This is a genomic window from Lipingzhangella rawalii (assembly GCF_031628175.1).
Classification (GTDB): Bacteria; Actinomycetota; Actinomycetes; order Streptosporangiales; family Streptosporangiaceae; genus Lipingzhangella_A; species Lipingzhangella_A rawalii.
Map to the genome: position 1 here is coordinate 12,740 of NZ_JAVLVT010000002.1, position 15,111 is coordinate 27,850.

A 15,111-nucleotide genomic window follows, 5' to 3' on the forward strand; every position below is an offset into this window, starting at 1 on the left:
CTTGGTCGGTGTTCAGCCCAGGCTTGGGCGCAGCTCGTCCAGGACGACCTCGGCGATGCGCTGTCCCGCCTGCCCGTCCCACATCGGGGGTCCCGTCGCGGTGGTGCTGTGGGCGACGCCGCTCCGGCGTGCCTCGGTGGCCGCGGTGTCGTCGAGGATTTTGGTGATGGCGGCCGGGAGTTCCGCCGCATCCACGAGCCGGTTCGTGCCGTGGGAAACCGTGACGGGGCGTTCGGTCGTCGCACGTAGGGTCAGGCACGGCACACCGAGCATGGTTGTTTCCTCCTGCACCCCTCCGGAGTCGGTGATCACGGCGGCCGCGCCCCGGGCCAGGCTGACGAACTGCCGATACCCAAGCGGGGGCAGCAGCCGCACCTGCGGGTGCCCGGTGAGTCCCGCCGCCTCCAACGCGGCCCGGCCGCGCGGGTGGACCGGGATGACCAGGGGGACCTGTTCGGCGACCTCCCCGAGCCGCGCCACCAGGTGCGAGACCACCTCGGGGTTGTCGACGTTGGCGGGGCGGTGCAGTGTCGCCGCGACGTAGCGTTCGGGTAGCCCCAGTTCGGTGCGCAGCCCCTGGGCATCGAAACGGTCCAGGTGGGCCAGGAGTGTGTCGATCATGGGGTTGCCGACCAGGTGGATGCGGGACACGTCAATCCCTTCCCGCGCCAGGTGACCCACGGCCTCCGGGCTGGTCGCGAAGCACAGTTCGGCCATCTGGTCGACGAGTCGGCGGTTGACTTCCTCGGGCATGGTCCAGTCGAAGGAGCGGAGTCCGGCCTCGACATGGGCCACCGGAATGTTCTCCTTGGCCGCCACGAGCGCGGCAGCCAGGGTGGAGTTCACATCCCCGTAGACGATGACCGCCTCGGGTGAACAGGCGGCGAACTCTTCGGCAAGACCTGTCATCAGGGCCGCGGTCTGTGCGGCGTGCGTACCCGACCCCACCCCAAGGTCCACGTCGGGGCGGGGCAGGCCGAGCTCCCGGAAGAACACCGCCGAGAGGGCGTCGTCATAGTGCTGTCCGGTGTGCACCACGCGCTGGCGGACGCCGCGGGCAGACAGGGCACTGACCACGGGTGCGGCCTTCACGAAGTTCGGCCGGGTGCCGACCACGTGCACGAGACCGCTGGTTGCCGCGCCCGCTGCGGATCCGGTCGGGGCGGCCCCATCGGGGCCTCGGTGGACTGGACTCATTCACACTCCTGGTCGTCGTCGTGTTACGTTCGGTATCCACCGGGCTGGGGCGCGCACATGGTTTCATTCGGGACTGTGCGCAACCCACTCAAGACCGCGACCTACCTCGGAACCCTGGCCTGGCGCCACGTCCGGGCGGACCCCGCACGCGCGGCACTGCGGGGGCTGCGGCTGCTGCCGGACCGGGAACGACGACGGTGCGTGGCCGTGACCCGAACGCTGTACCGTATCGGGATTCTCGGCCCGGTGCCCTACATTTACTGCCTGTGGAGCATGGGGCACCGCGAGCGCGCCACCGCGCTGGTGCACACTGCGACGCATTCCGCTTCCCCCTCCCGTGCGGCCCGGCTGGCCGCGTTCGCCATCGCCTGCGAGCAGGACGAGCTGGCCGAGGCTCTGCTGGACCAGGTTCCCGCCGGACGCAGGCGCCGACGCCTCGCCCATCGCAGGGACCTGGCGGCCGGCCGTGTGGCCGCCGCAACCAGTCCACCCCCCCGACCTGTCGGTGGTGCCAGGGTAGCGCCACGCTCCGGAACAGCGCGCGACCAACGGGTGAACACTTCCCGGGGCGAGTGTGTACTCCACCTGGTCACCAACGCCCTGCCGCACACCAACGCGGGCTATACCCAACGCACCCACCGCATCGCACGGGCCCAACAGGCGGCCGGAATGCGTCCCCACGTGCTGACCCAACCGGGCTATCCCCTCTCTCAGGGGATTCTCGACGCCCGCCCACAGGTCCCGGTGGACGGTGTGCCCTACCACCGCCTACTGCCCTGGATCGCACCCGGCAACGACGCGGCACGTCTACGGCTGGGGCTACGCCTGGCCGAGCCACTGGTCCTGCGGCTCCGCCCGACTGTGCTGCACGCGGCCAGCGGGCATCGCAACGCCGAGCTGGCCCTGGCCCTGGGACGCAGGCACGGGATACCCGTCGTCTACGAGGTGCGTGGCTTCCTTGAGGAGTCCTGGCTGTCCCGCGATCCGCGCCGCTGCCCGACGGATGCCCACTACCGTGTGGAACGTGACCGGGAGACCGCCTGTATGCAGGCCGCCGACCTGGTGGTGACCCTGGGGACGGCCATGCGCGCGGAGATCGTTGCGCGGGGCGTTCCCTCCGAGAAGATCGTGATCGCCCCCAACGCGGTGGACGAGTCGTTTCTGGAACCGTTGCCGGACGCCACCGAGCTGCGGGCCGAGCTGGGGCTGGGGCCGGACTCGGTCGTGGTTGGGACCACCACCAGCTGCTATGGCTACGAGGGGCTGGACACGCTGCTGCGGGCCGTGGCCCTCCTGCGCGAACGTGGCCGCGACGCCCACGCGCTCATCGTCGGGGACGGCCCGGAGCTGCCCGCGCTGCGGGAGTTGGCACGTGGGCTGCCGGGGGGTCAGCACTGGGCCCACCTGCCGGGCCGGGTTCCCGCAGCGCAGGTACGGCGCTACCACGCCGTGCTGGACGTGTTCGCGGTGCCGCGGCGCGATCAGCGGGTCTGTCGGCTGGTGACCCCCCTCAAGCCGGTGGAGGCGATGGCGGGTGGTGTTCCGGTGGTGGCCAGCGACCTGCCGGCACTGCGCGAAATCGTGGAACCGGGAGTGACCGGAGCGTTAATTCCACCGGACGATTGCGTCGGACTCGCCACATGTGTGGAAGAACTGCTCTACCGTCGAACACACGGCCAGGAGCTCGGCCAGGCCGCGCGCCGCTGGGTTCGGAATGGCCGGACCTGGACATCGCTCACAAAAACCTACAAATCAGGGTACGAGTCGCTGCTGTGGGGGAAGGGTGGCTGCTGACACAGGTCGGAGGATGGGCACCGAACCGGTGTCCCGCAGGGCTTCCGGCTGGTTCATCCGCCCAGCCTCCGCGTGTGCTCTGACCCCGCGCTCGCCCCTGACCGGCCACCTGTTCCGCTCTCCTGCCCACTCGGGTCAACCGGGGGGAGCACCCGCGCGACCTGTACAGCACATCAGCCAGAACGGGGACGGACCCCAGCCTTAGCGAGAGGATCCCCAGTGGACGTCGACGCCAGTACCCAGTTCCATGGCACCGTCCCGCACGAGACCACCGACCTCGTCGTGCTCGGGCTCGGCTATGTGGGACTTCCACTCGCCCACCAGGCGGCCCGGGTCGGGCTACGGGTGGTGGGCCTCGATGTCAGTTCCACCGTCGTTGACGCCCTGAACTCCGGCCACTCCCACATCGGGGACCTGAGTGACGCGGACGTGGCCACTATGCGGGACGCCGGGTTCCATGCGAGCACCGATCCCGAGGTTCTGGGCAGAACCCGAACCGTTGTCATCTGTGTGCCGACCCCACTGTCCGACGAGGGCGGCCCGGACCTGACCGCGGTCAACGCCGCCGCCCGCACCATCGCCGGGCAGCTACGTCCCCAAACCCTGGTCATTCTGGAGTCCACCACCTATCCGGGGACCACGGACGAGGTGCTTCGTCCGGCGCTGGAAACCTCGGGGCTCACCGCTGGGCAGGACTTCCACCTGGCCTTCTCCCCGGAGCGGATCGACCCGGGTAACGCCACCTTCGGGGTGGCCAATACCCCGAAGGTTGTCGGCGGGCTCACCCGACGGTGCGGCGAGCTGGCCGCGAGCTTCTACGGCAAGTTCGTCGACACGGTCGTTCAGGCGCGCGGCACCCGGGAGGCGGAGATGGCCAAACTCCTGGAGAACACCTACCGGCACGTCAACATCGCGTTGGTCAACGAGATGGCCGTGTTCTGCCGGGAACTCGGGGTGGACCTGTGGGACTCCATCTCCTGCGCAGCGACGAAACCCTTCGGATTCCAGCCCTTCTACCCGGGCCCGGGGGTGGGTGGACACTGCATCCCGATCGACCCGAACTACCTCTCCTACAAGGTTCGCACCCTCGGCTACCCGTTCCGTTTCGTGGAACTCGCCCAGGAGATCAACGCACGCATGCCCAGCTACGTACTGCAACGGGCCCAGGATCTCCTCAACGGCTCGGGAATCGCGCTGTCCCGCGCCACGGTCTTGGTGTTGGGGGTCACCTACAAAGCCGACGTGGCGGACCAGCGGGAGTCCCCGGCCCGCCCCGTCGCCCGGAAACTGGTGGCCGCGGGGGCCACCCTCAGATATCACGACCCGTACGTACCGCAGTGGGAGGTGGACGGGGTGGCCGTGCCCCGGGCCGAGAAACTGGAGGAGGCCCTCGCGGACGCGGACTTGACCATCCTGGTCACCGAACACAGCGAGTACCGACCCGAAACCCTCACAGAACGGGCCCGGCTCCTATTGGACACGCGGGGCACCCTACGCCGCCGATCGCCGGCCCCCGCGGACGAGCTCGCAAACGCACCGGAACTGCGCCCCGGTATCGAAGTGCTGTGAACCCGTTCCCGGAAGGCCGGGGCGGGAAGCACCGGGTTCACCTGAACTGTTCCGCCGCGTAACCCGCGTTTCCTTCCCCGTCCTTCCTGGCTCCCTATCGTCGAGGTGACTGGGCCTCCCGGAGCCGTGTACGGCCCGGAGGGCCCGCCGGCCCCGGATCCCAGGACACCTCATGCACGCACTCGTCGCCACTGTGGTCCACCACCCCGAGGATGCGCGGATCCTGCACCGCCAGATCAGGGCGCTCCTCGACGCGGGGCACACAGTGACCTACATTGCTCCCTTCCGGGAGCTGGGGGTCACCCCCTGGCCCACACTCACCACGGTGGACGTGCCCCGCGCCACCGGACGCCGACGACTACGGGCACTACGGGCCGCACGGGCCGCGCTCGCCGCCCACGCCCCGACCGCCGACATCCTGCTGGTGCACGACCCCGAACTCCTGCTGGTCCTTCCCCGGGCGGAAACGCCCATGGTCTGGGACGTGCACGAGGACACGGCCGCATCGATCCTGACGAAGCCCTGGGTCCCCAGACCACTGCGGCGTCCGCTGATGCCACTCGCGCGCCAGGTCGAACGTCGAGCGGAGCGGCGGCTCCATCTACTCCTCGCCGAGGACGGCTACCGGAACCGCTTCCGTGCTCCGCATCCAGTGATCCCGAACACCACGCACGTTCCCGAACAGCCACCGAAACGCGTCAGCGACGGCCCCGTAGTCTACCTGGGCGCCCTGTCCATGGCGCGGGGCGCGGCCGAACTGGTGCAGATCGCACACCGGATCCGCCCACACGGGGTACGTATGGACGTGATCGGCCCCGCCGACTCCGAGGCGCGCCCCCTGCTGCGGCAGGCGCAACGCGACGGGGTTCTGGACTGGTACGGCTATGTTCCCAACGACCAGGCGCTGCGTATGGTGCGGGGCGCACTGGCCGGGCTGTGCCTACTCCACGACACCCCCAACTACCGTCGCTCCCTACCGACCAAGGTCGTGGAGTACATGGCGCAGGGAGTTCCCGTCGTGACCACACCCAACCCGCAGGCCCAAGGTCTGGTCACCGGCCAGACTCAGGGCCACTGCGGGACTGTTGTCCCCTACCGCTCCCCCGACTCGGCCGCTGCGGCCCTGCTGCGGCTGCGGGGGAACCCCGGGCTGCGGTACGCCTACGGCCGCACCGGGCATCGGATTGCCCGGGAGTACTTCCACTGGCCCGTGCAGGCCGCACAGTTCGTGGCGAGTCTTGAGGACTGGGCCGGCGTTGCACCCGCGCGGGCGCCGGCGGCCCGGCCGGACCCGGGGCCGGCCGCCTCCGGCGCGGTCCCGAACCCCGGCTCCGCGGGATCCGGGATCGACCCCTTGCGGGTCCATCCCTCGTGACCAGGGGCCTGCTTTGCTCGATCGCCGAACCTGGGGAGCGCTCCCGTCCATCCGCCGGGACCAGGGGCCGGGGTGGGTCGTTTTCGGGCTGTTCTGGTATCTCGGGGTCAACACTCACACCATGAGGGCCACAGAAGGCCGATGCGTGGAGAATGCGGGATCCGGGGCGTAGCCGTCACACGAGGGGTGGTCGTCCGTTGCGGGTCATGCGCCAGGCCGTGGACCAGCGGATGGGGCGTCGTGGCCCGCAGTCACTCCGCCATCCCTCGCGAAAGCCCCCGAACCAGGCACGTAGGGCGGAACACGAGCGTTCCCGAATCACGGTCAGCCCGATCCAGGTCCCCAGGTAGCACACCGCGATGGGCCAGGGCAGATTCCGTCGGGCCAGCCACACCCGGTTCCGGGCGTTGAGGCGGTAAAAGTCGGCGTGCCGGGTGGGCGACAGCGCGGGGTGGTACATCACCGCCGCCGCGTCGTACTCGATGGTGAAACCGGCGTCGAGGATGCGCCAGGCCAGATCGGTCTCCTCATGGGCGTAGAAGAACGCCCCCGGAAGTCCACCCGCGGCGTCGAAGGCCGTGCGGCGGATCGCGCACGCTCCCCCCAGGAAGGTGGTGGCGCGGCTGGACCGGTGGGGGTCGCCGGCCCGCAGCCGCGGCACGTGACGTCGTTGGTCCGGGCCCCCGTCCGGGTCGGCAACCCGGAAGGACAGCACCCCCAGGGCGGTGTCGTCCCGGAACCGGTCCCGGACGTGTCGCAACACCTCGCGCGAGCGGTACCAACCGTCGTCATCGAGGAACACGACCACGTCGCCGCTGCTCGCCGCGACCCCACGGTTGCGTCCCTCGGGGATCCCGACATTCTCCGGGAGGTTGACCGTGACCGTTCCCGACGGCACCTCGGGTACCGCCACCCCGTTGCCGACCACGACCACTTCGACCGCCGTTCCCCGCTGCTCCCGGACGCTCTGGATCGCGCGCCACAGCTCCTCGGAACGGTCCCCCATCGTCAGGAGCACACAGGAGACACGAAGCGTTGGCTGCTCGCTCGGACCGGACATGCGCTCTCCCAGGTCGGCTGGCCTCGTGACGGAGGGGCGCCGGGACTGCGCGGCGCCGGGGACGGGTGTGTCGGACGTTGAACCCTGCATGGCGACGTGCCGTGTGCTCTCTGTGCTCGCTGTGCTCGTTACTCCAGCCGGCGGGAAACCAGCACGCTCACCAGGTGCAGCACCGTTTGCAGTGCCGCCACCACGACGCATCCCACCACCAGGACCTGGGTTGCCAGGAGGTCGCCGCGGGCCGCATCGATAACGGCCGCCACCACCACGAGCAGGGACAGCTCCACCGCCTGGATGATCCGGTGGAAGCGGGTGGCCGCGGCCAACCGCCGTGCCACGCCCAGGCCGCGGGAGCGGGGACGAGCCGCCTCCTCGGACACCTGGTCCGGGAGTCCGGCCTTGGCCCGGGCCACCACCACATTGTCGGTTTCCACCTTGATCAATGCGGCGCCGAGTGCTGCCGCCATACCGGCTATCACCCAGCCACCGGCCTCCCACGCGCCCTGGGCGCGGATTCCCAGCCCGACCAGCAGGGCGATCTCGGCGAGATAGTGTCCGATGCGGTCCAGGTAGATCCCGGCGACGCTGGTGCGCCCGGTGTAACGGGCCACTTCACCGTCACTACAGTCCAACAGTAGGTAGAGCTGGACCAGTAGCAGCGCCCCCACCGCGGAGAGCACCCCGCCCAGGGTGAGCAGCAGCCCTGCCCCAACCCCGGCGAGGATCATCAGGTAGGTGATCGGATTGGGGGGCACGCCCCACCGGACGAAAATGGTGCTCGCGTAGGGCGACAGGTCCCGCATGTAGAGGCGCCCGGCCCAGTGTTCCTCGTTCACCCGCTCTTTCAGGCCCGGGGGTTGGCCCTTGGCGCGCAGGTCAGCCACGGATGGCCTGGACATACCCCTCCACGCTGTGCTGGATCTCTGCGGGGGACAGTGCCAGATGTTCCAGCACCGTGTAGCGGCCCGGTCTCGTGGCCGGGGCGTGATCGACCGCCCGGGCGAACTGGTCGATGTCCAGCCCGACGTCCTGGGGAACCACCGGTAGCTGGTGGCGGAGCAAACAGTCCCGGATGGTGGTCATACGCTGCGCGTCGGCGTCCTGGTACCGGTGCCGGAGATAGCTCGCGTACAGGGCGCCGAGCCCCGCGAGTTCGCCGTGGTTACTCGTCTGTGGATACAGCTGGTCGATGGCGTGCAGGATCTCGTGGCAGGCCCCGCTGGCGGGGCGGCTGGACCCGGCGACCGACATCGCCATCCCGGACAGCACGAGGGCTTCGGCCAGGGCGGTGAGGAAATCCACGGAGTCCACGGTGTCGGGGCGGTGCAGGATGGCCTGCGCGGCGACTCGGGCGAAGGTCACCGCCATTCCGTCCACCGGTTCGCCCTGCTCGTTCCCGGCCAGTTCCCAGTCGGCGATCGCCGAGAGGTTGCTGACCACATCACCGATTCCGGAGCGCACCAGGCGCTGTGGCCCGGCCTGCACGTAGTCGACGTCCACGACGACAGCCACCGGCATGGACACTCCGTAGGAGCCCTTGCCGCTCTCGTGTTCCAGCGATGCGGTGGGCGAGGCGATACCGTCATGCGCCAGGTTGGTGGCGACCGCCACCATCGGGATGCCGGCCATGGAGGCGGCGAACTTGGTGACATCGACGGTCTTGCCGCCACCAACCCCGGCCACGGCCTCGTAGGCCCCGGCCCGCAGCTGTTTCCCGAGTTCGGTCGCGTCGTCGACGCCTCCGTTGTGCACCTGGAAAACCTCGCACCGCGGCAGGTCCAGGTCGGCGACGATCCGTGCCCCCTGTCCGGGCCCCACGGCCACGGCGATCCGGCCTTCGGTCGCGATCCGGCGGTCGCTGAGTACCGTCCCCAGCGAGGAGATCGCTCCCCGGCGAACATCAATGGTCAGGGGCGAGGGGAGCATCCGCGCTAGTAGCGGCATGCGATCTCCCGAGCCTTGGCAAGGTCGTCGTGGTCGTCCACCTCGACCCAGTCGACGCTGCCGATCGGTGCGACCGCCACCTTGCCGCCGCGGTTCACGAGTTCCTGGTACCCGTCCTCGTAGTAGAGCTGAGGGTCACCGCGCCAGGTGGCTTCCAGGGCCTCGGTGAGCCGGTCGGCCACGGTGGGCTCGATAACGGTGGCCCCGATGTACTCGCCGGCGGCGACAGCAGGGTCCATCAGTTTGGTGATGTGCTCCATGTGGCCGGAGGCGTCCAGCGTCACCTTCATTTCCTCGTCACCGAGCGGCTTCTGGCTGTCCACCGCGAGGAGCAGTTCCGGTCCACGCGCGGCCAGTAGTGTCGCACCGACCCCGGCCGGAGTGACCGTGTCACCATTGATGAGGAGGACACCCTCGGTGAAGTATTCCCGCGCGGTCCACAGGGAGTAGGCGTTGTTCCAGTCCTCGGCATGGTCGTTGTACACGAGGGTGAGCCGCACCCCGTGGCGGCGTTCCAGATCCGCCTTACGTTCTTCGACCGCCTCGGCGCGGTAGCCGACAACGACCACCACCTCGGTGAGTCCGATCGCGGCGAAGTTCCGCAACGAAATATCCAGGATGGTGGTGTCTCCATCGACCGGCACCAGCGCCTTGGGCACGGTGTCGGTGTAGGGGCGCAGCCGACGTCCGGCTCCTGCGGCCAGAACCATACCGAGCATTGCGGGCGCCCTCCTCCCCAGTGGTCGTAGTTGTCATGGTCACCGCACGCTACCGCGCGGCGTACCGCCAGCGACTCTCGCACACAGCGTCGCCGATGCCGGGCGATGCCGCCACCCGGGCGGACAGCTACCGCTCCGCGGTCTCCGCGGAACCGGGTGTGCGGCGCTGGTGTCCCGCACGACCGTCACCGAGTTCGGTGTCCAGCCACCGGCTGCCGACCGCCCAAACGTTCAGTACCCACAGATACCCGGCCAGCAGGCCGAAAGCGAACGGCAGCGCGTCCAGCATCCCACCGACAGCGAGGACCAGCATGCGCCCGTCCCAGCCGAGCATCGCGATACCCAGCCCGTCCGGGCCGCGTGGCTGCGACGGACAACCACGCGCCCAGTCCCGCGCCGCCAACGCAGCGACGAGCGCGAACGGGAGCGGCAGGGGGACCCCGGCGCCGAAGCCCAGCGCCAGGACATAAAGATACTCTGTTCCGCGCAGAAGTAGCGGCACAGCCCAGTCCCAGCGTCCGTCGTGCGCGTGGGCAGCACCGACACCCGCCAGGAGCAGCGCCGCGACCGGCGCCAACAGGCTAACCCCTCCGAGCGGCCCGATCCCCACAGCAAGCAGCACGACCGCCACCGTGCTTCCCGTCACCGCGGGAAGCAGCGGAGCGAACGCACCCGCCGCCAGTCGACCCAGGGCGGTACTCAACCACCCGTCGTCCCGGAGTTCGCGCAGGCTGAGCCGGTCGGGAGTCTCGGGACCGGCAGCGGACACGATGCTCATGGCTCACCCCCGGGCCGCTGGGACAACGCTGGGGAGACCAGTCCCGCCGTCGGGCGCAGGTGCGTCAGCACACTGATCCCCCCGAGCACGGCCAGTGCGAGGAATGTCACCCGCTCCTCGGGCAGCAGCAGCGTCCCGCAGATCACGGCGAGACGCTGCTGCTGCCCGAAGGGCCACCCGAAGCGGGCGCCACCTCCTGGGTGCGGATTCGGCGCCTCGTCCGCGGCGGCCCGGTCGGCGCCACGGCGGCCGAGGCCCCTCCCGGAGGTGCTGCTGGAATCCCCCAGGATTCGGGCAGCCAGGACCGGATCATGCTCTTGCCCGGCGGAGGCACGACTGGGATCACCCTCGGTGACCGGAGAGCGCACGGCGGCGGGACCCGGCGACCGGTCGGGGGGAGCCGCATGGGATGCGACCAGCACACAGCGCGCCGCGAGAACCGCGAGAGCCACCGTGGCCCAGACCCACATTCCGGCAACCCCTGCCGCCGTCCCGCCCAGGGCCATGCCCGCGTAGAGCACGCCCTCCCCGATCCGCATGAGCGTGGGGGCGAAGTCCCGTGGGGGCTGTGGGCCCGCGGGATGTTCGCGGGTAGCCACATTCACCACCAGGACCAGCAGCACCAGCGCCGCCGCGACGACTCTGCCCAACAGATCGCCCGCCGACAGCCATACGGCGGCCAGGACCAGCAGGGTCACGCCGAGCACGGCCAGTCGGTTGGGGCTGATCCGACGCCGGGTCACCCACCGGACGATGGGTTCCGCAAGCGAATCTGGGCGCCGGGTGAGACCAGCGTCATTCGAGGCCCTGGCCACCACGGGTTCCCTCCAGCGCGGGCCGTACGGCATCCTGCCATTGCTCCGCCGAGGTTACCGAGCGTGCACAGGGCGGGCCGGGACGGCGCGCCGAGGGCCGGCTACTCGGACCCCTGGTCGCGTTTGCGCTGCTTTTTCGCCTCGATCTCGGCCTGGGTGTCCTCGTTGTAGGCGTTGAGGGCCGTTGCGATGTCGGCGTCCAGGGACAGACGCCCGTCCTTGATGTACAGGCCCCGGTTACAGAAGCGCTTGAGGTCGTTCTCGTTGTGGGAGACGAGAACCATGGTGCGGTTGTTCTCCAGCATCCGGTTGATGGCGTCGTAGCACTTGCGCTTGAAGGCCTTGTCCCCGACGGCGAGGACCTCGTCCACCAGCATGATCGGATGCTCCAGTTGGGAGATCAGCGAGAAGCCGAGCCGGACCTTCATTCCGCTGGAGTAGTGCCGGACCGGGGTGTCCACGAACTTCTGGTCCAGTTCGGCGAAATCCACGATGTCGGCGAAACGCTCGTCGATCTCCGACTCCCGCATCCCGTGCAGCGACCCCACCAGGTAGACGTTCTCCCGCCCGGTCAGCTGGTCGTTGAACCCCGCGCGGAGTTCGAGGAGCGGCGCCACCCGACCGTGTACCTGCACTGTTCCCTCGTCGGGCAACAGAACCCCGGCGATCAGCTTGAGCAGGGTTGATTTTCCGGTGCCGTTTTTACCGACGATCCCCACACAGTCGCCCTCGGCGATGTCGAAGGAAACGTCCCGCAGTGGCCAGAAGTCCGCCCCCTCGGCGTTGGGATCTCGGCGACTGCCGTGAATGAACATCTCGCGCAGGCTGCGCTTGCGGCGCCGGTTCACCGCGAACTTGACACCCAGACCGCGGGCCTCGATGGCCGGGGCCGTGGTGACGAGCTGTGACATCACAACTCCTTCAGGACGGACGTCTCCAGACGACGGAAGGTCAGGTAGCCGACGAGCAGGATCAACAGGGCCCCGCCGACCGCCGACGACAGCGCGATCAGGCCGGGCGTGAGCTCCGGGAACTCGGCGAACCACACCGCACGGTGCATCTCGAAGATCCCCAGCAGCGGGTTCAACTGGTACACCACCTTGAACCACTCGGGCACGTGTGTCTCTTCCAGCACGAGGGCCGCGGGATAGATCACGGCCGAGCCGTAGAACAGCACCCGGTTCAGGATACGTACCACCCGCTCGATGTCGCGGACCAGCACATTCACCGAGGACAGCAGGAAGGTCATCCCCAGGGTGAATACGAACTGGGTTACCAGCGCCAGGGGCAGCCAGACCAGAATTCCGGTGAACGTCCACTGCCCCCCGAGGGCAATGACGAAGATCACCAAGACCGGAAGGCTGAACAGGTACTCCACGAACTTGGCCGTGACCGTCGCCAACGGGAAGATCTCCCGCGGCACCTTCATGGTGGTGATCAGCTTGGAGTGCGTGATCATGGCCTTGGGAGCCTCGTTGAGCGACTGCCCGAAGGACTGCCACGCCAGGATCCCAGAGACCAGGAACAGCACGAAGCCACCAGGGGCCCCGTCCGGCATTCCCCGGTCCGCTTGCAGGATGATCCCGAAGACGAACAGATAGACCCCGGCCATGGCCAAGGGCTCCAGCAACGACCAGGCATACCCGAGGACCGACTGCTGGTACTTGACCTTCAGGTCCCGCCGTACCAACAGGCTGACGACCCTACGGTTCTCCCAGACGGCCAGCATCCGTGACGCCACCGTCTCCTCCTTGTGGGGCGTTGTACTTGTCGCGCTCGGTCACCCACGCCAACGCGCCCGGCTCCGGCCCGCCCGGAGGTTCCGGGCCTGCGTCGGGGCCACTCCGACATCCGCACCGAACACAGCGAAACGGACCGCGGACAGCGGACAGCAAACACAGCGAACCAGTGCACGCAGCACAGCGGTCCCCTGCGCAGAGGCGCGCCGGCACGAGCCAACGGTAGGGTGTCCTGTGGACCGGGCGGGCACCAGCAACCGAGCTCGCGCCGAAACGGAGAACTTTCCGCGCTCGGTGCCTGATCTTGCCATACCCACGTGAACCCCGCGCCCAGTGCCGGGCGCCCTTAGTGTACGCCGCCCGCGACACGACGTCCGCACCGGAGGAGCCTGTCCCGGCCCGCAGCCGGACCACGGTCGACCACTCCGGCCTTTGTGCGACCGCGCCATCGTGAGACTCGACACGGTGCCGTGGGCCGCGCACTGCACGCACCCGGGGCCAGGCACGGGGACACAGCTGAGACGAGAGGGAAGGGGCACCCATGACGGGGTGGGACGACAACACCCGGCCACAGGTGACCGCGGCCGTGCTCGCCGGAGGGAGGGGCAGCCGGATGGGCGCGCAGCGTCCGAAGCAGCTCCTCGAACTCGCGGGGCGCACCATCCTCGAACACTCCCTGGCCACCTTCTGCTCCAGCCCGGACGTGGACCACGTGCTGGTTCTCAGCGCGTCCAGCCACATCGACGAGACGAAACGCGTCGTCGCCCACCTCGCGGACCCGAAAATCACGGCGGTCCTGCCCGGAGGCGCGGAGCGCAGCGACACCTCCCGCTGCGCGATCCAGGCGCTGGCGGACCGCCCCGACAGTGACCTGCTCCTCCTGCACGACGCCGCGCGCCCACTCGTCGAGCCCGCGGAGATCGCGGCCTGCGTCTCCGCCGCCACGGCCACGGGGGCCGCCAGCGTGGCGATCCCCACCAGTGACACCATCGTGGAGGCTGCGCCCGGCCCTGCCTCCACGGTTCCCGAAACCGTGGCCCATATGCCGAGTCGCTCCGGGCTGCGACGGATGCAGACTCCCCAGGGATTTCGCCTGGGCACCCTGCGCCGTGCCCACGACCGGGCGCAGGCCGATCCGCACTTCCAGCCCACGGATGACTGCGGGGTGGTCCTGCGTTATCTTCCGGAAACGTCGGTGGCGCTCGTCGCCGGCACCGAGCACAACATCAAGATCACCCACCCCGGCGACATCGCGATCGCCGCCGCCCTGCTCGGGCGTCGAACGAACCAGGAGGAGACGACGTGATCTTCGACCGCCCTGAGGTGATCGGCCATCGCGGTGCCGGTCGTGGCGTGGTGGACGGCGCCCGGGAAAACACCACCGCCTCCTTCCACGCCGCGGTGGCCGCCGGGGCCGGCTGGGTCGAGGTGGACGTCCGGCGCACGAGGGACGACGCCCTGGTGGTGTACCACGACGAGAAGCTTCCGGACGGTCGGGTCATTGTGGATCTCACCGCTGCGGAATGCACGGCCGCGGGCGTGGCCACCCTCGACGAGATCCTCACCGCCCTGCCCTCCGAGGTGGGAATCGACTTCGACGTGAAGACCGTCATGGAGGACGCGCTCTGTCCCCAACACCGCCGCACCGTGTCGTTGTTGGCCCCGCGGCTGCGCGAGCAGCGGGACGGGACGCGGCCGCGGCGAATGTTCGTGTCCTCGTTTGATCCCTCGGTGCCGCTCGCAGTGCGCGATGAGGCCCCGGGCGTCCCGGTGGCCTGGATGCCGTACGTGCGCGGCTCAATCGACCAGGCGCTCCCGGGCGCGGTGGGAATGGGCTGCGATGTGGTGTGTCTGGACGCCCGCGCCCTGGGCGTGGCCGGCGCGGACCCGGACCCCACACACCGCAGCATCGGCTACGCCGTGGACCTCGCACACCGCGCCGGACTGGCCGTGGTGTCCTGGTGCCCCGACCCGGTGGACTCGGTGCGGTTCGTCGACGCCGGGGTGGATGCGGTCGTCGTGGACGACGTTCCCGGAACCGTGGCCGCACTCAAGGAACGCTGAGGGGACCTCGCCGGGGCGGACAGCGGAGCGGTTGGCGCAGCGGTATGCACTGCCACA

General features: G+C 69.4%; 14 protein-coding genes. 5 read left to right on the forward strand and 9 right to left on the reverse strand.

What is annotated here, in order from left to right:
- Positions 1–12: 12 nt before the first annotated feature.
- Positions 13–1,197: a non-hydrolyzing UDP-N-acetylglucosamine 2-epimerase gene (gene wecB, locus RIF23_RS05395; protein WP_310911277.1), complete on the reverse strand. Its 1,185-nt coding sequence runs from the start codon at positions 1,195–1,197 to the stop codon at positions 13–15.
- 75 nt (positions 1,198–1,272) lie between these two features.
- Between wecB and RIF23_RS05400 the strand changes: the two genes are divergently transcribed.
- The 3 genes from RIF23_RS05400 to RIF23_RS05410 all read left to right on the forward strand — a co-directional run bounded on the left by RIF23_RS05400 (position 1,273) and on the right by RIF23_RS05410 (position 5,935).
- Positions 1,273–2,991 (forward strand): glycosyltransferase family 4 protein, encoded by a 1,719-nt coding sequence (locus RIF23_RS05400; RefSeq protein WP_310911278.1) that lies wholly within the window; start codon positions 1,273–1,275, stop codon positions 2,989–2,991.
- A 219-nt stretch (positions 2,992–3,210) separates the two neighbouring features.
- Positions 3,211–4,560 (forward strand): nucleotide sugar dehydrogenase, encoded by a 1,350-nt coding sequence (locus tag RIF23_RS05405; protein ID WP_310911279.1) that lies wholly within the window; start codon positions 3,211–3,213, stop codon positions 4,558–4,560.
- 172 nt (positions 4,561–4,732) lie between these two features.
- Positions 4,733–5,935, forward strand: a complete 1,203-nt coding sequence (locus RIF23_RS05410) for a glycosyltransferase (protein WP_310911280.1) — start codon at positions 4,733–4,735, stop codon at positions 5,933–5,935.
- Positions 5,936–6,110: 175 nt separating this feature from the next.
- Here the strand turns inward: RIF23_RS05410 and RIF23_RS05415 are convergent, their stop codons facing one another.
- The 8 genes from RIF23_RS05415 to RIF23_RS05450 form a co-directional block, all read right to left on the reverse strand.
- Positions 6,111–6,995 carry a glycosyltransferase family 2 protein gene (locus tag RIF23_RS05415; RefSeq protein ID WP_310911281.1) on the reverse strand — a complete coding sequence of 295 codons (885 nt, stop codon included), beginning with the start codon at positions 6,993–6,995 and terminating at the stop codon, positions 6,111–6,113.
- A gap of 128 nt (positions 6,996–7,123) precedes the next feature.
- The gene (locus tag RIF23_RS05420) at positions 7,124–7,894 is read right to left on the reverse strand and encodes a CDP-alcohol phosphatidyltransferase family protein (protein ID WP_310911282.1); all 771 of its coding nucleotides are present in this window, start codon (positions 7,892–7,894) and stop codon (positions 7,124–7,126) included.
- Positions 7,872–8,921 (reverse strand): iron-containing alcohol dehydrogenase family protein, encoded by a 1,050-nt coding sequence (locus RIF23_RS05425; protein ID WP_310911520.1) that lies wholly within the window; start codon positions 8,919–8,921, stop codon positions 7,872–7,874. Before RIF23_RS05425 ends, RIF23_RS05420 begins: the two co-directional genes overlap by 23 nt.
- Before the next feature lie 5 nt (positions 8,922–8,926).
- Complete coding sequence (locus RIF23_RS05430; protein ID WP_310911283.1) at positions 8,927–9,658, reverse strand: phosphocholine cytidylyltransferase family protein; 732 nt, start codon at positions 9,656–9,658, stop codon at positions 8,927–8,929.
- A gap of 127 nt (positions 9,659–9,785) precedes the next feature.
- Positions 9,786–10,436: a DUF5941 domain-containing protein gene (locus tag RIF23_RS05435; protein WP_310911284.1), complete on the reverse strand. Its 651-nt coding sequence runs from the start codon at positions 10,434–10,436 to the stop codon at positions 9,786–9,788.
- Positions 10,433–11,251, reverse strand: a complete 819-nt coding sequence (locus RIF23_RS05440; protein WP_310911285.1) for a hypothetical protein — start codon at positions 11,249–11,251, stop codon at positions 10,433–10,435. The genes RIF23_RS05435 and RIF23_RS05440 overlap by 4 nt, the downstream gene beginning before the upstream one ends.
- 101 nt (positions 11,252–11,352) lie before the next feature.
- Complete coding sequence (locus RIF23_RS05445; RefSeq protein ID WP_310911286.1) at positions 11,353–12,162, reverse strand: ABC transporter ATP-binding protein; 810 nt, start codon at positions 12,160–12,162, stop codon at positions 11,353–11,355.
- The gene (locus RIF23_RS05450; RefSeq protein WP_310911521.1) at positions 12,162–12,980 is read right to left on the reverse strand and encodes an ABC transporter permease; all 819 of its coding nucleotides are present in this window, start codon (positions 12,978–12,980) and stop codon (positions 12,162–12,164) included. Before RIF23_RS05450 ends, RIF23_RS05445 begins: the two co-directional genes overlap by 1 nt.
- A gap of 551 nt (positions 12,981–13,531) precedes the next feature.
- Between RIF23_RS05450 and RIF23_RS05455 the strand changes: the two genes are divergently transcribed.
- On the forward strand, positions 13,532–14,296 hold the full coding sequence (locus tag RIF23_RS05455; RefSeq protein WP_310911287.1) for an IspD/TarI family cytidylyltransferase: 765 nt from the start codon (positions 13,532–13,534) through the stop codon (positions 14,294–14,296).
- On the forward strand, positions 14,293–15,054 hold the full coding sequence (locus RIF23_RS05460) for a glycerophosphodiester phosphodiesterase (protein ID WP_310911288.1): 762 nt from the start codon (positions 14,293–14,295) through the stop codon (positions 15,052–15,054). Before RIF23_RS05455 ends, RIF23_RS05460 begins: the two co-directional genes overlap by 4 nt.
- Positions 15,055–15,111 lie beyond the last annotated feature (57 nt).

What these genes read in the sequence shown, in the direction of transcription:
- wecB (WP_310911277.1), bottom strand. Translation starts at nt 1,197, where the DNA reads ATGAGTCCAGTCCACCGAGGCCCCGATGGGGCCGCCCCGACCGGATCC.
- RIF23_RS05410 (WP_310911280.1), top strand. Translation starts at nt 4,733, where the DNA reads ATGCACGCACTCGTCGCCACTGTGGTCCACCACCCCGAGGATGCGCGG.
- RIF23_RS05415 (WP_310911281.1), bottom strand. Translation starts at nt 6,995, where the DNA reads ATGTCCGGTCCGAGCGAGCAGCCAACGCTTCGTGTCTCCTGTGTGCTC.
- RIF23_RS05420 (WP_310911282.1), bottom strand. Translation starts at nt 7,894, where the DNA reads ATGTCCAGGCCATCCGTGGCTGACCTGCGCGCCAAGGGCCAACCCCCG.
- RIF23_RS05425 (WP_310911520.1), bottom strand. Translation starts at nt 8,921, where the DNA reads ATGCTCCCCTCGCCCCTGACCATTGATGTTCGCCGGGGAGCGATCTCC.
- RIF23_RS05430 (WP_310911283.1), bottom strand. Translation starts at nt 9,658, where the DNA reads ATGCTCGGTATGGTTCTGGCCGCAGGAGCCGGACGTCGGCTGCGCCCC.
- RIF23_RS05435 (WP_310911284.1), bottom strand. Translation starts at nt 10,436, where the DNA reads ATGAGCATCGTGTCCGCTGCCGGTCCCGAGACTCCCGACCGGCTCAGC.
- RIF23_RS05445 (WP_310911286.1), bottom strand. Translation starts at nt 12,162, where the DNA reads ATGTCACAGCTCGTCACCACGGCCCCGGCCATCGAGGCCCGCGGTCTG.
- RIF23_RS05450 (WP_310911521.1), bottom strand. Translation starts at nt 12,980, where the DNA reads ATGCTGGCCGTCTGGGAGAACCGTAGGGTCGTCAGCCTGTTGGTACGG.
- RIF23_RS05455 (WP_310911287.1), top strand. Translation starts at nt 13,532, where the DNA reads ATGACGGGGTGGGACGACAACACCCGGCCACAGGTGACCGCGGCCGTG.